Genomic DNA, 23724 nt, shown 5'->3' on the forward strand with positions numbered 1-23724 from the left:
AAAAGGAGAAATTTCAGAATCGTTGAGATTTTACTCAATCGTAGAAAATCATTATCAATCTGGGGATTTATTTGCCCACAACCACGGTTTGTTTGAGCGTTTGTGCATTGCCAGAGTTATCATACAACTCAAATAACACTACATAATAACCTCTTCGCACTACAGAGCCACCATAAGAAGTGCCATCCCAGCGGAAAAACCCAGTTGTACCTAGTGACTCACCTCGTGCCAGGTCTGCCACCGGTTGCCCCATTTGATTATAAACCGTCACATTAGCAAATTGTCCCGCCTGATCTAACTGATAATTAATGGTGGTGAACGATTGATGAGCCGCACTTCTATTTCCTGGAACAAATACTTTCGGCTCTATAGATACTGTAGCTGAAGCCAAAGGCACATCAAACTGCTGTGAATTCAGTGCTCCAGGAGTTGCAAATCCAACTGCGGATGATGCAGATGTCCAGTTATCTGGATCTTGAGTTTCACTTTTAGGATCAATACGCTCCAGTGAAACTCCATCTACACTTTCCAGGAATGATAAATGAAAATCTTCATCATAAGAGAACAGATCCATTATTTCTCCCGATGAATTGAACACCAACACCTCTCCATTAGTATTCGGCATTGACGGGATTGACGAAACCTGCAATTGATTTTTGGTCGTTTGAGGATATTGATTCTTTACTGTAATGGTGTCAGTTGAAATAGCAACAGATTCTGAAGGTTTCAATATATAATGTTCCAAAATCAAGTTACCGCTTGCTACTCCTCCTTCTCGCTCATTGCCAAGAGCCCAACCATACAGATCAATATATTTGCTGGAGGTATTAAGTAATTCAATAAAATCTACTCCTTCTGTTCTTGGGTTGAATAATACTTCATTCAAAACCACATCTCCCACAACACCTTCATCAGACAAAACAAAACTGGCGGAATTAGTTTGAACTGAGTTTCCCAGACAATCTATAGCTCCAAAAACCTCTATTTGTACAGGCTGATTTTTAACCAGGTTATCTTCCAGGTAGACATTAAGCGAGCGATTGGTTTCACCAAAAGAAATAGATCTAACCGCTAGTGAGGGTTCAAATATCAATACCGTATTCTCTGGACTATTGATTCCCAAAGGCTCATTAAAAACGAGCTCAACAACAGAAGTATTCACTGCACGAGCAGCAAGAAGTGTTGGGCCAAAATTATCAGGAACTCCTTCTGAAGCAGCATTAGCTATTCCAGGTGTACCTCCGTCTGGACTTGAAGAAGACGTCCAATTTTCTTTTCCACCACAAGGATTATTCAGGTCTTTCATTTCCAAACTGTAACCTCCATCTTTTGCACTCTCTATATGCCAGGACACGTCATAAGTCACTTCAAACATTACCTGATTTCTATAGACTAGTGATAAGCGCTCTCCAGAGTTATTCAATGCACTCCAACCAGAAACACCTACCACCTGAATAGAAGGATCAAAATCTCCAACTCTTGATGTAGAAGTCAACACCAAATATCCGCCTGACAACACGGTTACCGCAGGAAGATCAACTGTATCTGTGGCATCCATTAATTGAACTCCTTCAAGCGTTAAAACGGAGGTAGATCGATTGTATAGCTCCAGATATTCTGCCGAAGGCAACCCAATGGTTGGATCTGGATCGGCCATAATTTCACTGATGATTAAATCATTATACTGGGGAGCTACTCCTAATGCCACAGTAAACTCAACCGGATCAATTGAATTTCCTGAACAATCCATGACATTTGACAGTCGGATTACTTGTTCTGTTGCAGCATCGATCTCTGTCAATAATTCAACAGTCAACTCTTGATTTCGATCATCTGTTACCAGCCTATTCCTTGCTATTACACCCTCAACATTAGCAGATAACAAGGACAGGCTATCCATCACTTCATTAAATGTAAACCGGAGAGTATAACTATCAACAACCTCAAACGATGCGACCAAAGGCTTTGTCCCATCAGGCCCATCACTGTAGATACTGTTTTGTCGTCCTGGTGTACCACCACTTACATCTTGTGATTCACTCCAGTTACTCGATGTTGGGCAGGCGCTATTAGGATTAATCATTTCCAGGGAATACCCTCCAGACTTTTTCTCAGGGTCCAAATACCAATCATCTTCATAACTCACTTCATCAATAGTGATATCTGTGGCTAGAGAAATAGTTTCTCCTGAATTGGTCAAAGAAGGCCAATCGGCCAAACCTATTACCTGACCGTAATCAGCAAATTCTATGGCAGCCTCTGCGCTTGTTATAATCACATAAGCACTGTCTGTGATCAAATAATCACCTAACAACCTCGATGTGTTACTATCTCTAAATCGCACATTAGCCAGTGAGAGTAATTCATCAGTATTGTTGTAAACTTCTATGTATTCTGCTGAAGGTAGCCCAACGGAAGGATCAGGATCTGCCATCACTTCTGTAATCTCCAACTCGCCGGGCTGAGGATCTCTACCATAGCCAAAAACAAAAGTGGTATCGTTCATTAGAGTCCCGGTACAATCTCTGGCTCCAGAAATTATGGCTACATAATAACTTCCAACGGCCAACTCGTTAAATCGAATGGATAGGAACTCATGATTGTCACCAGACACGTCTCGACTAATCACATTGGTCTCTTCTACTGAAAAAGTAACATTCAGAAGTGACAAACTATCCATTGGTTCACTGAATTCAATCAGAACCTCGGAATTAGAGATTTTAGAAAAAACTGAAACCGTTGGAGCAACACTATCTGATCCTTCACGAAATACAGAGTTTTGCTCACCTGGAGTACCCCCAGTTTCATCTGTGGTGGCTTTCCAGTTCTGTTCATCAGAACATGTTCCTGTGAAACTTATTCTTTCTAAAGAAAAGCCTCCTTCATCCTTCACACTGTCATGATACCAGGATGACTCGTAGTGTAAAGAGTCGATTAACAGATTAAGTACTGTTTTCAGAGTAAGCGATTCTCCACTATTCGTCAAACCAGGAAACCCATCAACACCGAGTACATTCTCCCGCTCAAACAGATAGCGATTGTTATCAGACATCAATACCACGTAACTATCCGTTTCTAATAGATATGAAGGCAGTCTAACTTCATTGTTCTCATCATACAAAATCAAACCTTGAAGATCGAAGGCTCTATTTGATAAATTGTAGATCTCGATATACTCCACCTCTGGCAGGCCGGCTGATGGAGTTGGATCAGCCATAATTTCAGTGATAATTAGGTCCTGGTATTCTGGCAAGGTAGGAGGATTATATTCAAAGCTGATCGTGTCTTGCATAGAGACATTTCCAGACTGATCAGAAAGTGCTGCTAAAAACATCGTATAGGTTTGACCAATATTTAATTGATCGCTAAAGTCTAAAAGAACAATAGAATCGGCTAAGACTTCAATTCCATCAGGTGTTCCTATACCTTCAATTTGATATTTGTTAATAGAAGCAATACTAGACTCTTCCAGTGGCTCACTAAATGTCAATGTCATTTTGCCAAAGAACCCAGACTGAATGGATGCAAATGTAGGAGCAGTTTGATCCAATATTAACCATTGCGAATAGTCTGGATATGAACTTCCAAACACATCTATGATGTCCATCCAGCTAAATAAAAAAGGCTCATCTGGTTGAATCTTATTTTCTAAAGTTAACCTCACAAAGGAAGGATCATCACTGTCTTGTGATACAAGCAGTACATTATAACCCATGATTTCGAAATTTTCAGAAGTCAAACTGGAGATACTTGATTCAAAATCAATCGAGATGGTTTGATCATTCAGAACGCTGATGGACTCAACCCCTGTAGAATAAAGAGACTCAAAAGAGGTGTTCTGAAGGGCTTGATTATTAGTTCCTATAATATTTTGTACAGAAAGATGAAGTGAGTCTCCACTCTGAAATTCCTCGCTAATTTTCAGTTCGTATGCTGATGGCGATAGCCTAACCACCTCATTAATAGTGAACCCTGGGAGAATGTAATTGGTAACAACATCCGCGAATTGCACAGGTTGACTATAGGAGACCTTCACAGAGGATTTGACTGATCCAATTAGCTCTACAATTCTAGGCTGTAATGTATTGATCTGAACCACCTGCTCAGTTGACACATTTCCGTAAGGGTCTTCAATTGCCACCACTGATAAATTCAAATCAATCTGCTGTCCAAGAGATTCAAACCTCAATCGCATACGAGTGGAATCAGGACCTAGGATTTTAACTTCTACTGGGTTGATGCCAGCTATTGAATAATTAGCTAATGTTAGGGCACTAATCAAGGCAATTTGCTCATTGAAATCAATGGCAATTTCATCTGTAGATATCTGATAGGAATTGCTGATGACTGGTGGAGTAACATCATAAGCAAATTCAACTCGCCGTGTAGATGTCATTATGTTTCCGTAGATATCAGCAATGTTTTTCACTGATAAGGTTTCCGCTTTTCGAAAGTCGCGATTGAAAGTTAGTCGAACATTGGTTGATGACTCCACAGATACCTCAATGGGTTGCTCTCCATCTTCCAATTCGAAATTCGCTGAATTCTGGGCGGTCTCTGAGTTGATAGGTTCCGCAAAGACAACTAACAATTGATTAGCATTTTCAACTAAAACCTGAGACACCGTTGGAGGTCGAGTGTCATATAGTAAAGTAACAGCAGGAGTTATTAACCTCTCCGAACTTGTCTGGCTTGTAATATTTGAGATGTATAAAATGAATTCATTATTAGCTTCAAAATTATCGCTAAAAGACAATCGGTAAAGCAAATTACTAGACAGGTCTCCTACAATCTGAGTAGGCCTGACATCAGCATCAAGCAGGTAGTTGGTAACTGCCAAAGCCGTAGAAGAGGGTTCATCGTTGTACTTCACTAGGAGCACATTAGCAGTCTCAATCCATACAGAATCAATAGCACTACGGTATTCAAACACGACTCCAGTGGAGTCTAAAACATTTGAGTTTTCATCAGCTAGATTGGCAAACCCTAATGCGTAACTTTCACCCAATGTGAATTCTTCTTCAAAAGACACATGCACTCTGTTCGTTGCAGAATCCTGAACTACTGCTCGATCTACTGTAAAGCCATTGAGATAATAACTACCTTCATCTTCTGCATTGGAAATATGCAATTTCTCATCAAACACCAATGCAACTTCACTGGATGAAATTAGAGCTAGATAATCTAATACAGGAGGTTTTGCATCATAGTAAAACTCAGAAGATTGACTCACTTGGATATTGTCTCGGCAGTCTGAAACATCTGTTATCTCAAGTGTATATGACTCCTCGGAAACAAGCTCTGAAGAGATCACAGCATAATATGACGAAAATGAGATAGGAATAACTTCGCTGAAAGTAAATCCCTCTAAGCTAAATGATGAAATACTTAAAGAGGATTCATCAATCGGCTCGGAAAAAACCAAAAGTAAAGTGTCTCCTCCGATCACCTCAATTGACACTAGATTAGGTGCCATTTCATCTACGTCATTAAACACTGAATTCTGTTCTCCCGGTGTTCCACCACCTTCATTTTCAGTGCCAATCCAGTTGCTTCCGTCCGAGCAAGGTTGTAACGGGTCGACCCGCTCTAAACTATATCCACCGGCACTTTTTTCCGAGTCAGAAAACCACTCCGTAGTGACATAATTGATGCTATCTACCAGGTTCCCAAATTGATCTTTCAATACAATTTGATCACCAGAATTGGTCAAAGCACCCATGGAGCTCACTCCAATTTTATTGCTTACAACAAAGTCTTCTAAATTGCTTTCATCTGTTAAAACCACGTACCCGTTACCAGGAATTTGATAAGCTCCGATTGTCTGGCCATCTAGTGTGAAATTTTCAATATTGATACTATAATCACTAGTGTTATAGATCTCAACAAATTCTACTATAGGCATGCCAACTGATGGTGTGGGATCTGCCAAAAATTCATTGATGACAAGATGAAGTTCTTCTGTTGCAACAACAATTTGTATGGAACTGGTTAACACTTCTGGAGATGAATTCTGATCTATATTGTCAATTCCTGTTATGCTGAGTTCATACAAGGAATTGTACAATTTGCTCCAGGTGAGTATTAACTGATTGGAACTGTTTAAAGATGCTGAGCTCGGTGCACCCATCTCTGTTAAGGAATAGTTAGTGAGCGTTGATATATTAGTAGGATCTATGTCTTGATTGAAAGTCACAGCAATACCATTGTCTCCTTCCTGAGTAAGAGATGTGATGGCTAGATTTAAATAATCGAAACTGCCTATACTGTTATCAGCAATTACATTGCCATCCAAGTCCTCAACATTGCTGACTGTCAAAGTATAGGCCTGATCGCTGAAAGTGGCATCAAAAGCCAGTTCAACTGACTTCTCATCAGATTGTAAAACAGCTGAGCTTGCAAGACCTACTCCTCCATCCAGAGAATAGTTAGTAACAGTTTCTGCAACGGACTCACTAAGGGATTTGTTGAAGACAACTAAACAAGAGTTTTCCGATGTAGCGTAAAGGGTATCTATTACCACAGGAATCACAAAAGTGAAATCTTGAGAACCGGAAAATGTACTGTTACCAGAAGAGTTTTCGATTCCGGATGCCGATAACTGAAATGTGGTTGATTCTATAAGAGAATTTCCAAGTGTTAAGTTAACTCTCTTTTGATCCTCAGTATCGAGAGAGGCAGATAGTGGTTGGCCAATACCATTGTCAATCGAGTAGTTTGATGCCGTCTCAGCTGAAGCTTCATCCAACTCATCGTTAAAGACTAATTGAATCTCTGTTTCAGAAAGCGTTAGTAATTGACTCAACTCTAGTTGCGTGTAATCAAAGTCATAATTGATTGCGTCGTTTTTCGTGAGGTCAGTGGAAACGCTTATAGTATATGAATTTGTGAGTAATGGAGTTGCTCCATCAAGAGTAAGCGCAACTTTAGATGGACCCGCAGCATCCTGAGTTGCTGAAGAGATGGTTATTCCAGATATCGAATAATTACTGGTAGTTTCAATATCTGATTGAGAAATCGGCATAGAAAAATCAACAATGATTTCAGTAGCAGAATTAACAATCACCGTATCAATATCAAGTCCTTTAATGGCAATGTCATCAAAAAAATGATTACCAATTGGACCTGAAGCAGATGATTGAATAATTTGAAAACCAAAATGAGTACCAGAAGTAAATGAATTATCAACAATTGAACCCGCTTCCACATAGCTTCCTGTATATCCATCGTCATAAAATAAGGTCCAGTTATTTAATCCATCTCTAGTAACCTTTATCCCAAATGGATTATTTGATGAGCTATTAACAGTACCTTCAGCATTGTCTATCAATGGAGTCTCCGCACCGGCTATGAGTTTATACAATACAATCTCATCTTGTGTGTTCCCAACTCTCACAAAATAACCATTTTGCGTACTGGTTAAATCTGAGTTATCAGAAGATAGAAAAACATCTACATAGTTTGAGCCACTTGTTGAAAACTTCAAATTGACGTAAAAACTCCATTCGGTCAATTCATTATAATCAGAAACAGTAGAAAGATAATAGGTATTGGTTCCTGTGTTATTAGAATTCAATTGACCTGAGGTAATCTGCCAAAGAGATACATCACCACTCCATACTGGATCACTTGTAAAATCCCCATCCGAAAAGTCATCCGAAACCTGAGCCATTCCGTAGGAACAAAAAAGAAGGATAATTGGAAAAAGAGTGGTTCTTAAGCTCATCTTATATTAAATTCGCCAAAAATTAAATTTACTAAAATATTATTTTGTAGACATTAGTCGTAATCCTTAAAAAAATGAAAATTGCTGTTGTGGGTGCCACCGGTTTGGTTGGCCAGGAAATGTTGAGAGTCATCGAGCAGCGAAATGTACAGTTCGATGAATTGTTGTTAGTCGCTTCAGAGCGATCTGTGGGTAAAGAGTACACATTCAAAGGTAAGACTTACAAGGTAATTGGACTAAAGGATGCGGTAGATCAAAAACCAGATATCGCACTTTTCTCTGCTGGTGGTAGTACTTCTTTAGAGTGGGCTCCAAAATTCGCAGAAGCAGGAACAGTTGTAATTGACAACTCATCTGCCTGGAGAATGGATCCAGAAAAGAAATTGATCGTTCCTGAAGTAAACGGAAGCGATCTTAGAATAGACGATCGAATCATCGCCAACCCAAACTGTTCTACTATTCAGATGGTATTGGTGTTAGGACCATTACATAAAAAATATGGCATCAACCGTGTAGTTGTTTCTACTTACCAGTCCGTAACTGGATCTGGTAAAAAAGCGGTGGATCAAATGATGAATGAGCGTGCCGGAGTGGAAGGTGAAATGGCTTATCCATACAAAATCGATATGAACGTATTGCCTCATATTGATGTGTTCCAGGAGAACGATTACACCAAGGAAGAAATGAAAATGGTAAAAGAGACCGTAAAAATTCTTCAGGATGAGAACGTGAAAGTAACAGCCACGTGCGTAAGAATCCCAACTATAGGTGGACACTCTGAATCTGTTAACATTGAATTCGACAATGAATTTGATCTAGAAGAAGTAAAATCAATCATCGCTAAGACTCCAGGAGTAATCTTAGAAGATGATCCGAAAAATAATATCTACCCTATGCCGTTAAATTCACATCAGAAAGATGAGGTTTTTGTGGGTAGAGTAAGAAGAGACGAAACACAGCCGAAATCATTGAATCTGTGGATCGTAGCTGACAACTTAAGAAAAGGCGCAGCTACTAATGCAGTGCAAATCGCAGAGTTTATGATGGAGAATAGTCTCGTATTCTAACTGGCATTGCCAGTCAAACTTCAATTGACCAATCAGATTTCAAATACAATAAACGGCTTGTGGACATTTCCACAAGCCGTTTTTATTTTCTAACATTACTACTAACGTAGCGGTTATCAATTAAAAAGAACTCCAATGGGAATACTTTCATCAATACTTGGAAATGCAGGAACTGTAGACAATGACAAATTACAAGCGGATTACGCTCAGCTGCTAATTCCAGAAGAGACCATCGAAACAGGGTTTAAGTTAATTAGAGATACCTTCATCTTTACGAATAAGCGATTAATCCTTGTAGACAAGCAGGGAGTCACGGGAAAGAAGGTGGAATACTTTTCTGTTACTTACAAAAGCATCACTCGTTTTAGCATTGAAACTGTTGGTACTTTTGACCTGGATGCAGAACTCAAAATATGGATTTCCAGTGAATCAGTGCCTTCCATCCAAAAGAAATTCAATAAGTCAGTAAACGTTTACGATATCCAAAAATTACTCGCTACCTATGTGCTGAAATAGTACATTCATGGATTCTATTGAAACCCTCACTTCTCCTGACATAGTTAATTTTATTCGAGAAAATGAGTCAGCTGATATTCAAAAACTCATCCTTAATCCGCCTGCGGAATTCAAAGCAGACATTTCATTTATAGCTGATCAAATTCTTAGTAGGAGAAAAGCCAAAACCAAGCTTCCGGAATGGTATGACAACTACGACCTGATCATGCCACCACCTTTGTCACTAGAGCAGTGTTCATCTCCAGCAACTGGGGCTTACAAAGCGAGCATTTTTTCAGGAAACACCCTGGTAGATCTTACGGGAGGAATGGGAATTGATACACTCTATCTGGCCAATCAATTTGAGAAAGTGCATCATGTGGAGATGAATGAGCAAATCCATGAAACATTCCAACATAACCTGAAAGTACTCTCAAAACCTGACATCACTGCTCACCACAGTACGGCGGAGGAGTTTATCAATGAGGTAGAATCCAATACTTCTTTCTTCATCGACCCTGCCAGACGAAGTGAGCAAAAGTCGCGTGTCTTCCTTTTTGAGGACTGTTTTCCGAATGTGATTGAGCTTCTGCCTTCCTTCAGAGAAAAAGCAGACAAAGTATTGATTAAAGCAGCTCCAATGATCGACATTTCGCTTGCCGTTAGCCAACTAGAGCAGGTAAAAGAAGTCCATGTAGTGAGTGTAAGAAATGAAGTGAAAGAAGTTCTTTTTCTTCTAGATTATCAAACTGAGGCACTAGATGAGCCCATCATTAAGTGTGTTAATCTGGAAACGACACAACCATCCTTTTCTTTTTGTACTAGCAACGAGAAGACTGCTTCATCCAGTTTTTCTGAGCCTCAAAGGTATTTATACGACCCGAACAGTTCTATCCTTAAGGCTGGAGCATTTAAACTCATTGGCTCACAGTATGAACTCCACAAAATAGCTATTAACACTCATTTATACACTTCAGATTCATTGATAGATAACTTCCCAGGGAGAGTATTCGAAATCATTCATTCTGATATCAATAAGAAAAATATTGGGAAAGCTATTTCAGATGGCAAAGTGAATGTTCTCACGAAAAACTACCCTCAAAAACCGGATGAATTGAAGAAAAAATTGAAATTAAAGGATGGAGGGAAATTCTTTCTAATAGGGTTACGAGACAAAAATAACAAACCGAAATTGTTATTGACAAAACACCCTGACAAATAGAATTAACTCGACATGACATAAGATCTGTAAAAGATCCAATGACCATAAAAAACTTCTTCTTTCTGTAATTTGAAATTACATTGTCGTATCTGTTGATCTATGTCCAGCAATCCATCAGACTTCAAGCCTGAGACCATTTTAAAGAATAGGATCATCAAAATTGTAAGCATTTGCTGAAACCTATTCCCTCTCTGGAAGTCCAGAACATAAAATTTGCCTCCTGGCTTCATGCAGATTTCAATTTTATCAAGGACCTTATTTAATTCAGGTTCCGGAAAAACATCAAGGAAAAAAGGGCAATAAACTGCATCAAATTTCTTATTAGTATGCCAAGTCAAAAAATCCTGATTCACCCAATCCACTTTTTCAGTGTTTGGTCTCATTTTAGCTTTTTGGATCATAGTCGCAGACAATTCCACAAAGGTCAATTTGCAATCAACCAGTTGATCAAGTATTTGTCCAGTACCACCACCGACTATTAGCACACGACCATGCTCATTAAGATCAGCAGATGCATTTAATTGAATAGCATTCCATTTCGCTCCAAAAACTAAATTTGCTAGCCAATCATATATAGAGGCAAGTCGACCTATCTTCATAACAGTAGGACAAAAATCCCTGGCAGGTAGAATATTCCATCGCCGATAGTTCTATACAAAGCTGAGGTATTAAAGAGCTTAGGCATTAAAAACACCAACAATAAAATGGCTGTCATTAAAAGATAAAGCACTTGAATAGGTGAACCCAACCCTGTCACAAGACAACTCAGAACAATCACCATTGCACAAGTAACAATCGAGAGTCTCGATCTATAGTCTCCTAGCCGAAGAACAAGTGAATTAAATCCGTCTTTGTTATCTGAATGGCGGTCATAAAAAGAGAAAATCAAAAGATTTAGAAATGCCACACCTGACAATTGGAAGATTAAAATGACATCTAAATAACTAAACGAATCAACCATACTGATCGGTGCTAAATAGATACCTATGCTATATACAAGAGCTACTAAAATCTCCTTTACCCAGAGCTTTCTAAAGAAATAAACCAACAGGAGATAGCTAACACTGCATGCAGAAACAATTGCACCATTGCGTACTATATCGATTTCCAAAAAATATACATTGACAAGAGCCAAAATCAGGACTAGACCTCCTGCACTAATCAACCACTTAAAATAGCGTTTATGGAATCTATGACGATCACTAGAAGGGTTTGCAAGGCTTGCACCATCCATAAGGTGATCCGTGGTATAAATAAGCCACACAGCACTTCCTAACGCGAAATATACATGAATGGATAGATTGACCTGGTAATACCTTTCTAGAAAGGCCAAAAAAAAGATGGCTCCCAGGACAATGTCCAATGAGAGCCATCTAAAGTATTTATATATACGATCCAGTTGGATCATCATTATCCACCTTGTGCCAATGCTTCTGCACCACCAACGATCTCAAGGATCTCTTTAGTAATAGCAGCCTGACGAGTTCTGTTGTAAGTCAATTTCAGATCTTTCAACAACTCACCAGCGTTGTCAGTAGCTTGATCCATTGCAGTCATCCTGGCTCCTTGCTCAGAAGCATTAGACTCCAACAATGTTTTGTAGAACTGAATGTGCAATGATTTAGGAACGATTTCAGAGAATATGAACTCTTGACTAGGTTCATATAAGTAATCAATCACTTCCGTTTGCTCAGCTTCCTCAGTTGCCTCATTTTGAATCGGCAAGAAAGACTCTTGACGTGTGATTTGTGTAGCTACGTTTTTGAACTCGTTATACACAATATCCACTTTATCAAACTCACCTTCCACGAAACCTTTCATCGCGTACTCAGCAGCATCCATCACATGTCCAAAATCAAGGTTTCCGAACATCAAGTGATAATCATCTACTATGTTGTAACCTCTCTTCACGAAGTGATCGTAAGCTTTCTTTCCTATCGGCATCAAAACCAAATTGCCAGCAGCTTCTACATCTGCATATTTCTCAGCAATCAAGTTTTTAGTCGACTTGAAAATACTACTGTTAAAACCACCACATAAACCTCTGTCAGAAGTAACTACCACGATTAATACCTTGGATACTTCTCTTACTTCAGCATATGGATTATCGATTTCAGAACTGTCTACTCCAGCAGAAACGTTTTGGATGATGGCAGAAAGCTTCTGAGAATAAGGGCGCATCTGAGTGATACGATCCTGAGCTCTTCTCAGCTTCGCTGCAGCCACCATCTTCATCGCTTTAGTGATCTGCTGCGTTGAAGTGACCGACTGAATTCTTCCTTTTACTTCCTTAAGGTTTGCCATTTCGGACTAGTTCTTAGTTATATCTAGATGCTAGATCTTTGGCTACAGTAGCCAATGTATCAGTTATTGAATCATCCCACTTTCCTGATCTAATAGACTCCAACACATCTTTGTGAGAGTTTTTCAATACAGTCAGGTATTCAGTTTCGTAAGCTTTTACTTTTGTTTCAGGTACTTTATCCAAGAATCCTTTAGTAGAAGCAAAGATGATTGCCACTTGATCCTCTACAGAAGATGGAGAATACTGTGCTTGCTTCAAGATCTCCTGGTTTCTTCTACCTCTATCGATAGTTCTCTTAGTAGCTGCATCAAGATCAGATCCGAACTTAGCAAATGCCTCTAGTTCACGGAACTGTGCCTGATCTAGCTTCAAAGTACCAGATACTTTTTTCATTGGTTTAATCTGAGCAGAACCTCCTACACGAGATACTGAGATACCTACGTTAATCGCTGGTCTGATACCAGAGTTGAATAGGTTAGTCTCCAAGAAGATCTGTCCATCTGTGATAGAGATCACGTTTGTTGGGATATATGCAGATACGTCACCAGCTTGTGTCTCGATAATTGGAAGAGCAGTTAATGATCCACCACCTTTTACTTTTCCTTTAAGGGAATCCGGAAGGTCATTCATTTGAGCAGCGATCTCATCATTGTTGATCACTTTAGCAGCTCTTTCTAAAAGTCTTGAGTGAAGGTAGAATACATCACCTGGATAAGCCTCACGCCCTGGAGGTCTTCTTAGAAGAAGAGAAACCTCACGGTAAGAAACCGCTTGCTTAGAAAGGTCATCATATACTACTAGTGCAGGACGTCCTGTATCTCTAAAGTACTCACCAATAGCAGCACCTGCGAATGGAGCAAAGAACTGCATAGGAGCTGGATCAGAAGCAGCTGCACTTACAATTGTTGTATAAGCCATTGCTCCAGCTTTCTCTAGAGAAGCCTGGATACCAGCAACAGTAGAAGCTTTCTGACCTACTGCAACATAAATACAGTAAACAGGTTCACCTCTATCATAAAATTCTTTTTGATTGATGATTGTATCAATCGCTACAGCAGTCTTACCTGTCTGACGGTCACCGATGATCAACTCTCTTTGACCTCTTCCGATTGGAATCATTGAGTCAATCGCCTTGATACCAGTTTGCATAGGCTCACTTACAGGCTCTCTGTAGATTACACCTGGTGCTTTTCTTTCGATTGGCATCTCGAAAAGCTCTCCTTCGATAGCACCTTTACCATCGATAGGATTACCCAATGTATCAACAACACGACCGCTCATTCCATCACCAACTTTGATGGAAGCAATCATACCTGTTCTTTTTACAGTGTCACCTTCTTTTACTTCTTGTGACTCTCCAAGTAGTACAGCTCCTACGTTATCTTCTTCAAGGTTCAAAACCATCGCTTTCAAACCGTCTTCGAACTCAAGAAGCTCACCAGCTTGTGCTTTAGTTAAACCATAGATTCTAGCTACACCATCACCTACTTGAAGTACGGTTCCAACTTCTTCTAGTTCAGCCTCAGACTTTGAGCCAGATAGCTGCTCTCTAAGGATCGCTGAAACTTCATCAGGTCGAACATCTGCCATAGTTTTATTTTTTTAGGTCCCGCAGGACGGGGTTTGATTAAATCGTTTCTTTTTGGAACTTCAATTTCAGGTCTTTCAATTGACCGCTAATACTTTCATCTATTTGTCTATCACCTAGACTCAATCGATAACCACCGATCAATTCAGGATCTACTTTCTCAGACAACAAAGGCTTCTTACCTGTGATATCAGATACAAGTTTTTCAAAAGTCTTTCTTTCTTTATCATCCAAAGCAATAGGAGTAGTCACAGTAGCCTCCTGGAATCCCATCTTTTCATTGTAAAGAGTGTTAAACTCTTTAGCAATTTCCGGAAGGAATTTCTCTCTGTTCTTTCTCACTACGATATCAAAGAAGGTAGCTGTCAATGCATCTACTTTCTTATCAAACACTGCTTTAAGAATCTGAGCCTTTTTCAAATGTGGTATGATTGGGCTCTTAAGCATCAATACAAAGTCACGGTTAGTTTTGCACAATTCTGCAAATCCAAGCATATCTGCTCTCACTGCATCAAGAGATTTTTTCTCTTCAGCAAGCTCCAACAATGGCTTGGCGTATCTAACCGCTATTCTAGTGATAGACATCTTCTTAGTTTACTTTTACTTCTTTCAAAAACTTGTCAATAAGGGCTTTCTGTGATTTGTCATCAGAAAGTTTCTCTCTTAGAAGTTTCTCAGAAATTTCAAGAGACAATTCAGCTACAAGGTTTTTCACCTCAGCCAAAGCTGCTTTCTTCTCAGACTCGATAGATGATTTGGCATCAGCGATCATTTTGTCTGTGATTACAGAAGTCTCTTTCTTAGCGTCTTCTTTAATTTTGTTAGCTATTACAGAAGCTTCTTGAAGCAATTTGTCTCGCTCTATTTTAGCTTCCTGTAGTAAGTATTCATTGTCAAGCTTTACTTGCTCCATCTCAGCTTTTGCATTCTCTGCAGCCTTCAATGAATCTTCGATCAAACCTTCTCTGGTTCTCAAAGCACTCATGATTGGGTTCCATGCAAATGCTCTTAAAATTAAAAGCACGATGATGAAAGCAACCGCTTGCCAAACTATTAGACCAATACCAGGAGTTACCAGTTCCATATCTTAATTGTAGTTGTTTGTTAAAATAGTAAAGTCCCCCCGCTAACCGGAGGGACTTAATGTTTTACGACTTGAACGATATAAGTAGACAAACTACCACACCGAAAAGAGCTACACCCTCGATAAGAGCCGCTGCAATAATCATCGCAGTTTGGATCTTACCTCCAGCTTCTGGTTGTCTAGCGATAGATTCCATAGCAGAACCACCGATTTTACCAATACCTAATCCAGCGCCTATCGCAACTAGACCAGCACCGATACCAGCGCCCATAATTGCCAAGCTCATGTCCATTAATAAACTAGCTAACATAATTGTGTATAATTAAAAATTAAAACATTCAATTTTAGTGATGAGCTTCCTCTACCGCAGCTCCAAAATACATCGCTGAAAGCAATGTGAAGATGTACGCTTGAAGTAATGCTACGAATAGCTCAAGGAAGTTCATAAATATAGAGAAGGCCACACTCGCAGGTGCGATCCAAACACTTTCGAAAATAAAGATTAAGCTAAGTAAGCTCAAGATGATAATGTGACCCGCAGTAATGTTCGCAAAAAGTCGAACCATCAATGAGAATGGCTTTGTTAAGATACCGATCAATTCAATTGGTATAAGAATCAAAAGAATTGGCTTAGGTACTCCCGGCATAGCAAAGATGTGCTGCCAGTAAGCCTTTCCAGAACTAGCCAACGTCACAATCAAGACGATAAATGCTAATACGAAAGTCACTGAAATATTACCCGTAAGGTTAGCTCCACCCGGCATCAAACCTAACAGGTTGTTGAACCAGATAAAGAAAAATAATGTCAATAGGAAAGGCAGGAACTTCTTGTATTTCTTCTCACCAATATTTGGAATAGCAATTTCATCTTTAATGAATAAGATGATTGGCTCAAAAAATGATTGCATGCCTCTTGGAGCTTCTCCTGGATTCTTCTTATACGTTTTAGCAATCGATAAGAAGACCAAAAGCATCAAGAAGATACTCACCAACATAGAAGCCACATTTTTAGTGATAGAGAAGTCTAGAACAGACGCTCCATCCAATGTTTTGATGTGACCATGATCAATCATGTAGTTACCATAAGCAACTTTTTCATGATGCTCATCGTAGAAGTTGCTTGAAGAAAACACCTCAAGCCCATTATCTGTGTAAAGAATCACAGGGAGGTACAATGTACCATAATGACCATCGAAGAAATGCCACACATAATCATCTGTGATGTGATGTGTAATCATGTCACCAGGGCTAAAAGCTTCACCCTCTCCGCCAGCTTTTTCAGCTGCAAACGTTGTGTTAAGACCAGCAAAAGTCAAAAGACAAAATAGACCAGCAAGTCCGATAATTTTCCTCAAGGAAACGCCCATCATCTAAGGTTTTCTGATAAAATATTATTGGCTATTCAAATTCGGGCGCAAATTAGCGACAAGACTCGTCATTTCAAAGACTAAATAGAGTAAATAAACTCCAAAGAAGTTGATAATAAACATCTCTTGGTCTCCGATCCCAAATAGCAGCACAAAGATACATGCAAAAATAGAAGTGAGCAGCCTAAATGCCACAGAACCAAGGAGAAACAGATGAAGTTTATCCTGGCTATTTTTTTTTGCCCAATCAATAGACAGGTTAATCACTAAACCCTGAACAAAATAAAATATAAGCGTACCCCAAATTGCTGTATGAATATATTCTTCAAAATCAGATAGCTTCAATAGATATACAATGCCTGCCAGCACTATTGTAAAAACAATATGCAAAGGGGTCAATCTGATAAACAGTTTCATTTGATTAATTCTTTAATGGCCAGATACATAGAAGCGATGACGGAGAACAGAGATAAACCAGCTGTAAATGCTGGAAAAGACATCTCAAAATATTCATCCAAATACATACCACCGAATACTCCTAGAAGGATTGTTGTAATCATCTGAAAGCCAAGTCCGGTGTACTTGATATAAGCATTATCTGCACCGAACTTAGAACTCTTCTTATCAGGACTGTGCTTTGAGGAGTGGTTTGTCGTCTCCTTCGGGTTTGCCAATTTTTATCTCTTTACTTTTTACACCCATCTTACAGCTACCATTAAATGCTGCTCCAGACTCCACAATTAACTTGTTGGTAATTATGTCACCATCAATTACAGCTGTAGGTTTGAGAACCAGAATTTCAGTAACTTCTACAGTACCAGTAATGTGGCCTGCTATTTCAGCGTTTTGAGCCAAAACACTTCCTTCCACTTGAGATGACTGGCCAAACGCAGCTTTGGATTTGGTTTTGATATTACCAACCACTTTTCCTTCAATTCTTATATTGCCAAAGGTTTCCAGATTACCTTCTAATATGGTGCCTTTACCAATAATATTGCTTGAGTTGCTAAGTTCTTCTGCTACTTTTTGTTCCTGCTTGTTAAACATGGGTTCTTTTTTGTGTTCGTTAGAATGCGACATATTCTTGTGGATTCACTGGGTTTCCATTATGCCACAGCTCAAAATGTAGGTGTGGTCCTGTTGTAAGTTCGCCGGTATTACCAATTATGGCAATAACCTCACCACCGCTTACAAAATTACCAACGTTTTTTAATAATTCCGAATTGTGTTTGTATACGGAAATAAGATTGCCACGATGCTGAATTCCTATAATATATCCACTATCCAGAGTCCAGGATGAAAAAACCACCACACCATCGGCGGCACTTTTTACAGGCTCGTTCTCCTTAGCAACCAGATCTATACCATAGTGATCTTTCTTGGGGTTGAATCCATCAGTCACGGCCACTACTCCCTCTAGAGGAGTAAATAAATACATTTCTCTAAACTCGTCATAGCTATAGGTCTCATAAGTTAAAGAACCTATTTCTTGATTTTCAAATTCGGCTCTAAACTGAGAATCTATTGGCTGAATACTTTCACGCATGCCTATTTCAGCATTTGTCAATGAGTTAGCATCAACTTGCTCCATGGTCTCCATAGAGCTCACATCTCCACCAATTATTCGCTGGATATTGGCGTAGTATTGATCCTTTTGTTGAATTTCATATTCCAAGGAATCAATTTTCATCGTCAAGCCTACAAGCTGTCGGTTAGACTGCATCATGGCAAATCTTGGATCCAACCATTCTTCTAACACAACTGTAACGATATATACAGATAGTGCCAGGGTAACAATAAAAGCAGCTGTTGCCAATAAAATCAGTCGAGCATAATTAAAGCTAACTGTCTTTTTTTCAGCAAAATTCTCTTCATTCCTAATAATTAGGAGATACCTGTTGGTAAGCCAATTGGATAAAGTCTTTTTTGGTGACAAATCGACGTTTTTTATTAAGTGTCAAATATATTGAAACCCTACTGTTTATCTTTACAAGATTCTCTAAGGATATACGTTAATTTGCAAATATCTATTGTGCAAAGGAATCTCTTCATTTATTTAACCATTATTACGATAGTCGTAGCAGGTTGTTCTACTTACAGCAGCAACCCGGTAGGATCATCATATCATAATCTCACTGCTCACTACAATGCTTACTTCATAGCAAATGAGCATATCAAAGAGATTGAAACTACCTTATACGATAATTATCAATGGAATTACAATAAAATCTTACCTATTTATGTTCCCGTTGATTCCAACGATGCGAACAGCATGGAGGAGCTCATCACTGATTGTGTTGAAAAAGCATCCATTGCTATTCAACGTCATGAGGGCTCCAGATGGGAAGATGACTCGTATGTTTTGGTAGGAAAGGCTCGATACTATGCTTTGGAGTATGCTGATGCTATTGAAACCTTCAAATATGTAAATAAAGAAGGTAGAGATGACAATGCAAGGCATGAAGCATTAATTGAGTTGATCAAGGCCTTCGTAGATTTCAATGAAATCAATAATGCCATAGTGGTTTCAGACTACCTGAAAAAAGAAGATCTTAATACAAAAAATAAGCGCGAGTTGAGCATGGTTCGTGCATATCTCTATCAAAAAAGAGATGATTTGGATATGCTGGTGCAGAATCTTGTACAGGCAGAAGCATTAATGAATAGAGGACAACAGCGAGCACGTATTGATTTTATCATCGGCCAGGTCTATCAACAATTAGGCTTTGAATCTGAAGCATATAATTATTATCAAAGCACCCTAAAGAATGGGCCTGAATATGAGCTAGAGTTCTACACTAAGCTAAATATGGCTCAGGTAAGTCAGCTCACGAATTCAGGAGACATCAAAAAAATCAGAAAGTACTTCCGCAAACTTCTTAAAGACACCAAAAACACGGAGTACAAAGACAAGATCTATTATGAAATGGCCAACTTCGAATTGAAACAAGGTAATCTTGATGAAGCCATAGAATTCTATAAAATGTCTGCGGCTTCTTCTGTGAATAACAAGAGACAAAAAGCATATGCCTATTTGAAGCTAGGACGCATTTACTATGATAGCATCAAAAATTTCGAATTAGCCAAAGCTTATTACGACAGCACTATTGCCGTCCTTCCCCAAGATGAAGACGACTATGCCAAAATCAAGCAACGTCAGGAAATTTTAGAAGATTTTGTGCTGCAATTAACGACAATCAGAGTAAATGATAGTTTGATAGCTATATCCAATCTACCCCAAGACTCAATCCGAGCCATAGCCTCTTCAATAGCTAAAAAAGAAGCAGCACAGGAGAAAGAAAAGAAACTAAAAGAAGAGAAGCGTCAAGCCAATATCGCAAGAAATGGAACAATAGACGTAAATGGAGGAAATCTAATAGGCACAAGTCCTGTAAGCGGAGCAGAGTGGTATTTTTACACTCCGTCTTCTATAGGAAGAGGTGTTTCTGAATTCAAACGAATTTGGGGAGAAAGGGCCCTAGAGGATAATTGGAGGAGAAGCAACAAATCCGGGGTTGATGCAAACGCCTCTGAATTAGCTGACAAGGGACAGGAGTCTCTAGACGCAGCAATAACAGAAGAAGATCTTTTAGCATCTCGAATAGATGAATTAGTAGCAGCTGTTCCTACATCAGAAGATCAAATCAATACCATGTTGTCTGAAGTAGAAGTAGCTCATTACAAACTTGGTAATATCTACAACTTCAATCTGGAAGAAAAAAGAAATGCTATCGAAACATTCGAAATGCTTTTGTTGAGATTCCCAGATACGGAGTACGAAGCTGAAGTATTGTATCAATTGTTTTTGCTGTTTAACCAGCTTGACGAATCAGAAATGGCTGGTCGTAAAGCTCAAACTCTTAAAGAAAAATATCCTGATTCCATTTATGCCAAACTTATAGATAATCCGAATTATCGTGAGGAAAGTCAAATGGAAACCGAACTCCTTAAAAAAATCTACTCACGGGCGTACCAACTTTACAGTAGCAATGAGCATTCTAAAAGTTTATACCTTCTGGACAGTGCATTAATGGCTATTCCAGAGAATCAGTTTAGTGATAACCTGGCTTTGCTAAAAGTGTTGAATGTCGGTAAAATGGAAGGTCAATACAAATACCAGCTTGAATTGAACAATTTCATTAAGGAATATCCAGAAAGCGATGTGGTCACCTATGCGCAATCGTTGTTAAAAGCAAGTGAAGATTATCAAATCAATCTTTACAACAGTGCCAAAGCACGTTTTGTGGAATACTTCAAGCAGAAACATTATATTGTTATTGTTTATCCGAATAAAGACGACCTATCTCAGTCAATTTCTTCCGATTTAGATGCATTCATTAAATCGAAAAACTTTGGCTTAACAACAGGTAATTTGATATTGGATGAAAACAATGCCTTAGCCCTTGTTAATGAATTCCCAGGCAAAGAAAGTGCGAACAATTTCTTGAAATTGATGCGTGCAGAAATTGATTTTGGAGAGAAGTATAAGGGTGAAAAAATTTACAATTTTGCAATCACGGAAGATAATTTTAACATCTTCTACCAAACACGAGATATCAATGCATATCTCAACTTTTTTGATAAACATTACAAATAAATGAGCAAGAGGACTCTTCGAATCATCATTATTTCCATCTGGACCTTATTCTTAGTAGGTACCATATCACTCTTCACCTTATTCTCAATGGTGAAAAATGATTTCAATGGATGGTTTGGAGGATTGCCTAGTTTACAAGATCTCGAAAAGCCAGACCCTGCTCAAGCTTCACAGCTTTTGAGTGCAGATGGCCAGCTACTTGGAAAATACTATCGAACAAATAGAACTCCGGTATCATATGATGAGCTATCTGCCGAATTGGTAAATACCCTTCTGGTGACAGAAGATATAAGGTTCAAAAAACACTCTGGAATTGACCTAAAGGGATTAATCAGAGCGGTTGTTGGAAAACTGACAAGCTCGTTTAATGGTGGTGGTTCTACCATTACCATGCAGCTAGCTGAGAATTTATACAGTACCAATACTGCCAACAAAGGAAGTCTTTATGATGTGCCTGGAGCTGGACAATTTATTACCAAACTAAAGGAGTGGATAATCGCAGTTCAACTGGAGAAATCATATACCAAAGAAGAAATCTTAGCCATGTACCTCAACACTGTTGAGTATGGCAGTAACTCTTATGGCATCAAAGTGGCAGCCAAGACTTTTTTCAATAAGCTCCCTGCAAATCTAAACTACAAGGAGTCTGCCATCTTAATAGGATCCATTAATGCACCAACACGTTATAATCCTGTATACAATCCTGAGAATGCATTAGCTAAGCGGACTGAAGTTCTTTATAACTTATATAAGTATGACCGAATAGATAAAGTATCATTTGATACTTTAAAAGTTTCTGATCTCGGCTTGAATTACAAAGTAGACAATCATAACGAAGGATTAGCGACTTACTTCAGAACAGTAATCGGTAGAGACCTTTTAGCATGGTCCAAAGATCATGGATATGATCTTTATGATGATGGATTAAAAATCTATACAACCATTGATAGCCGCATGCAACAGTACGCAGAAGAAGCAATGCGTGAAGCCATGGACACGCTACAGCAAAAGTTCTTTAATCACTTGCAAGGCGATGCTCCATGGATTGATAAAGAAGGAAATGAAATGGTTGGCTTTTTACAAGATGCCATCAAACGAACCACACAATACAGAGCACTTGCTAAAAGGTTTGATGAAGATGAAAAGGATTCTTTAGAATACTATCTAAATCAAAAAACACCAATGACAGTATTTAGCTGGGAAGGTGAAAAGGACACCTTATTTAGTGTATATGACTCCTTAGCTTATTATAAACATTTTCTCCAAGCCGGCTTTATGGCCATGGATCCTAAGACAGGTCATATCAAAGCTTGGGTTGGAGGTATAGACCATAAATATTTCAAATTTGATCATGTACGCTATGGTAAACGTCAGCCAGGGTCAACTTTTAAACCATTTATCTATACTGTTGCAATCGATAATGGATGGTCTCCTTGTCAACAAGTAGTAGATCAATCAGTTACCATTGCGATTCCAGGACAACCTGCCTGGCAACCAGAAAATTCCAATGGTAAATTTTCAGGAGAAACCATGACTATTAGACGAGCAATGGCTCAATCGGTAAATAGTATCACTGCATATGTCATGGATAAAGTAGGTCCTCAAACAGTGGTTGAATATGCTCACAGAATGGGAATTGATAGTGATCTGGCTGCTGTACCATCATTAGCTCTTGGTGTAAGTGACGTCAGTTTATATGAAATGTTAGGAGCCTATTCCACGTATGTGAATAAAGGAGTCTATACACAGCCATTCTATATTTCAAGAATTGAAGATCAAAATGGCAACGTATTGCAACAATTCGTCCCTGAAACACGAGAAGCCCTTAATGAACAAACAGCTTATGTTATGCTTCATATGCTCAAAGGAACTACCGAAGAACCAGGTGGAACAGGTATGGCGTTAGATAGATCTCTTAGAGTAAACAATGAGATCGCAGCTAAAACTGGAACTACCCAAAATGCATCTGATGGTTGGTTTATGGGAGTTACCAAAGATCTGGCGGCTGGAGCATGGGTTGGAGGTGATGACAGAGCAATCCACTTTAAATATTGGCCCATGGGTCAGGGAGCAAGAACCGCCATGCCAATCTGGGAGAAGTTCATGACCAAAGTATATGCAGATCCTACGTTGGGAATAGAAAAAGGATCTTTCCCTAAACCGGTGAAACCAATTAATGTAGAACTTGATTGTAATAGATATCAAGACGTGATTCAGCCAGCAGACTCCATTCGGTCTGTACTTCCAAGTGAAGATGATTTCGATTTCTAACT

General features: G+C 39.0%; 18 protein-coding genes. 5 read left to right on the forward strand and 13 right to left on the reverse strand.

Annotated elements, in window-relative coordinates:
• Nucleotides 1-67: 67 nt before the first annotated feature.
• Nucleotides 68-7726, reverse strand: a complete 7659-nt coding sequence (locus NXS00_RS12300; protein WP_258099505.1) for a lamin tail domain-containing protein — start codon at nt 7724-7726, stop codon at nt 68-70.
• A 74-nt stretch (nt 7727-7800) separates the two neighbouring features.
• Between NXS00_RS12300 and NXS00_RS12305 the strand changes: the two genes are divergently transcribed.
• The 3 genes from NXS00_RS12305 (at nt 7801) to NXS00_RS12315 (ending at nt 10510) form a co-directional block, all read left to right on the forward strand.
• Nucleotides 7801-8793, forward strand: coding sequence for an aspartate-semialdehyde dehydrogenase (locus NXS00_RS12305; protein WP_258099506.1), 993 nt, complete (start codon nt 7801-7803; stop codon nt 8791-8793).
• A 135-nt stretch (nt 8794-8928) separates the two neighbouring features.
• The gene (locus NXS00_RS12310) at nt 8929-9309 is read left to right on the forward strand and encodes a PH domain-containing protein (RefSeq protein WP_258099507.1); all 381 of its coding nucleotides are present in this window, start codon (nt 8929-8931) and stop codon (nt 9307-9309) included.
• A gap of 7 nt (nt 9310-9316) precedes the next feature.
• Nucleotides 9317-10510 (forward strand): THUMP-like domain-containing protein, encoded by a 1194-nt coding sequence (locus tag NXS00_RS12315; RefSeq protein ID WP_258099508.1) that lies wholly within the window; start codon nt 9317-9319, stop codon nt 10508-10510.
• A gap of 2 nt (nt 10511-10512) precedes the next feature.
• Here the strand turns inward: NXS00_RS12315 and NXS00_RS12320 are convergent, their stop codons facing one another.
• The 12 genes from NXS00_RS12320 to NXS00_RS12375 form a co-directional block, all read right to left on the reverse strand.
• Nucleotides 10513-11109 carry a class I SAM-dependent methyltransferase gene (locus tag NXS00_RS12320; RefSeq protein ID WP_258099509.1) on the reverse strand — a complete coding sequence of 199 codons (597 nt, stop codon included), beginning with the start codon at nt 11107-11109 and terminating at the stop codon, nt 10513-10515.
• Nucleotides 11106-11921, reverse strand: a complete 816-nt coding sequence (locus NXS00_RS12325; protein WP_258099510.1) for a UbiA family prenyltransferase — start codon at nt 11919-11921, stop codon at nt 11106-11108. The genes NXS00_RS12320 and NXS00_RS12325 overlap by 4 nt, the downstream gene beginning before the upstream one ends.
• The gene (gene atpG, locus NXS00_RS12330; protein ID WP_258099511.1) at nt 11921-12814 is read right to left on the reverse strand and encodes an ATP synthase F1 subunit gamma; all 894 of its coding nucleotides are present in this window, start codon (nt 12812-12814) and stop codon (nt 11921-11923) included. The genes NXS00_RS12325 and atpG overlap by 1 nt, the downstream gene beginning before the upstream one ends.
• A 13-nt stretch (nt 12815-12827) precedes the next feature.
• Complete coding sequence (gene atpA / locus NXS00_RS12335; RefSeq protein ID WP_258099512.1) at nt 12828-14405, reverse strand: F0F1 ATP synthase subunit alpha; 1578 nt, start codon at nt 14403-14405, stop codon at nt 12828-12830.
• 37 nt (nt 14406-14442) lie between these two features.
• Nucleotides 14443-14988, reverse strand: coding sequence for an ATP synthase F1 subunit delta (gene atpH / locus NXS00_RS12340; protein WP_258099513.1), 546 nt, complete (start codon nt 14986-14988; stop codon nt 14443-14445).
• A gap of 4 nt (nt 14989-14992) precedes the next feature.
• Nucleotides 14993-15487 carry a F0F1 ATP synthase subunit B gene (atpF, locus tag NXS00_RS12345; protein ID WP_258099514.1) on the reverse strand — a complete coding sequence of 165 codons (495 nt, stop codon included), beginning with the start codon at nt 15485-15487 and terminating at the stop codon, nt 14993-14995.
• 64 nt (nt 15488-15551) lie between these two features.
• Nucleotides 15552-15797, reverse strand: coding sequence for an ATP synthase F0 subunit C (gene atpE, locus NXS00_RS12350; RefSeq protein WP_258099515.1), 246 nt, complete (start codon nt 15795-15797; stop codon nt 15552-15554).
• Between the two features lie 34 nt (nt 15798-15831).
• Nucleotides 15832-16854 carry a F0F1 ATP synthase subunit A gene (gene atpB / locus NXS00_RS12355; protein ID WP_373418666.1) on the reverse strand — a complete coding sequence of 341 codons (1023 nt, stop codon included), beginning with the start codon at nt 16852-16854 and terminating at the stop codon, nt 15832-15834.
• 24 nt (nt 16855-16878) lie between these two features.
• The gene (locus NXS00_RS12360) at nt 16879-17271 is read right to left on the reverse strand and encodes a hypothetical protein (RefSeq protein WP_258099516.1); all 393 of its coding nucleotides are present in this window, start codon (nt 17269-17271) and stop codon (nt 16879-16881) included.
• Complete coding sequence (locus NXS00_RS12365) at nt 17268-17528, reverse strand: AtpZ/AtpI family protein (RefSeq protein WP_373418664.1); 261 nt, start codon at nt 17526-17528, stop codon at nt 17268-17270. The genes NXS00_RS12360 and NXS00_RS12365 overlap by 4 nt, the downstream gene beginning before the upstream one ends.
• On the reverse strand, nt 17479-17901 hold the full coding sequence (locus NXS00_RS12370) for a bactofilin family protein (protein ID WP_258099517.1): 423 nt from the start codon (nt 17899-17901) through the stop codon (nt 17479-17481). The genes NXS00_RS12365 and NXS00_RS12370 overlap by 50 nt, the downstream gene beginning before the upstream one ends.
• A 19-nt stretch (nt 17902-17920) precedes the next feature.
• Nucleotides 17921-18790: a M23 family metallopeptidase gene (locus NXS00_RS12375; RefSeq protein ID WP_258099518.1), complete on the reverse strand. Its 870-nt coding sequence runs from the start codon at nt 18788-18790 to the stop codon at nt 17921-17923.
• A gap of 96 nt (nt 18791-18886) precedes the next feature.
• Between NXS00_RS12375 and porW the strand changes: the two genes are divergently transcribed.
• Nucleotides 18887-21451, forward strand: coding sequence for a type IX secretion system periplasmic lipoprotein PorW/SprE (porW, locus tag NXS00_RS12380; RefSeq protein ID WP_258099519.1), 2565 nt, complete (start codon nt 18887-18889; stop codon nt 21449-21451).
• Nucleotides 21452-23722, forward strand: a complete 2271-nt coding sequence (locus tag NXS00_RS12385; RefSeq protein ID WP_258099520.1) for a penicillin-binding protein 1A — start codon at nt 21452-21454, stop codon at nt 23720-23722.
• Nucleotides 23723-23724: the final 2 nt, after the last annotated feature.

The organism is Marinoscillum pacificum (assembly GCF_024714495.1).
Classification (GTDB): Bacteria; Bacteroidota; Bacteroidia; order Cytophagales; family Cyclobacteriaceae; genus Marinoscillum; species Marinoscillum pacificum.

Bases quoted from the DNA above. Each gene is read 5' to 3' on its own strand.
- atpE (WP_258099515.1), bottom strand. From the start codon at position 15,797: ATGTTAGCTAGTTTATTAATGGACATGAGCTTGGCAATTATGGGCGCT.
- NXS00_RS12305 (WP_258099506.1), top strand. From the start codon at position 7,801: ATGAAAATTGCTGTTGTGGGTGCCACCGGTTTGGTTGGCCAGGAAATG.
- atpB (WP_373418666.1), bottom strand. From the start codon at position 16,854: ATGGGCGTTTCCTTGAGGAAAATTATCGGACTTGCTGGTCTATTTTGT.
- NXS00_RS12300 (WP_258099505.1), bottom strand. From the start codon at position 7,726: ATGAGCTTAAGAACCACTCTTTTTCCAATTATCCTTCTTTTTTGTTCC.
- atpF (WP_258099514.1), bottom strand. From the start codon at position 15,487: ATGGAACTGGTAACTCCTGGTATTGGTCTAATAGTTTGGCAAGCGGTT.
- NXS00_RS12320 (WP_258099509.1), bottom strand. From the start codon at position 11,109: ATGAAGATAGGTCGACTTGCCTCTATATATGATTGGCTAGCAAATTTA.
- NXS00_RS12360 (WP_258099516.1), bottom strand. From the start codon at position 17,271: ATGAAACTGTTTATCAGATTGACCCCTTTGCATATTGTTTTTACAATA.
- NXS00_RS12310 (WP_258099507.1), top strand. From the start codon at position 8,929: ATGGGAATACTTTCATCAATACTTGGAAATGCAGGAACTGTAGACAAT.
- atpG (WP_258099511.1), bottom strand. From the start codon at position 12,814: ATGGCAAACCTTAAGGAAGTAAAAGGAAGAATTCAGTCGGTCACTTCA.
- NXS00_RS12325 (WP_258099510.1), bottom strand. From the start codon at position 11,921: ATGATGATCCAACTGGATCGTATATATAAATACTTTAGATGGCTCTCA.
- atpA (WP_258099512.1), bottom strand. From the start codon at position 14,405: ATGGCAGATGTTCGACCTGATGAAGTTTCAGCGATCCTTAGAGAGCAG.
- atpH (WP_258099513.1), bottom strand. From the start codon at position 14,988: ATGTCTATCACTAGAATAGCGGTTAGATACGCCAAGCCATTGTTGGAG.
- NXS00_RS12385 (WP_258099520.1), top strand. From the start codon at position 21,452: ATGAGCAAGAGGACTCTTCGAATCATCATTATTTCCATCTGGACCTTA.
- NXS00_RS12370 (WP_258099517.1), bottom strand. From the start codon at position 17,901: ATGTTTAACAAGCAGGAACAAAAAGTAGCAGAAGAACTTAGCAACTCA.
- NXS00_RS12315 (WP_258099508.1), top strand. From the start codon at position 9,317: ATGGATTCTATTGAAACCCTCACTTCTCCTGACATAGTTAATTTTATT.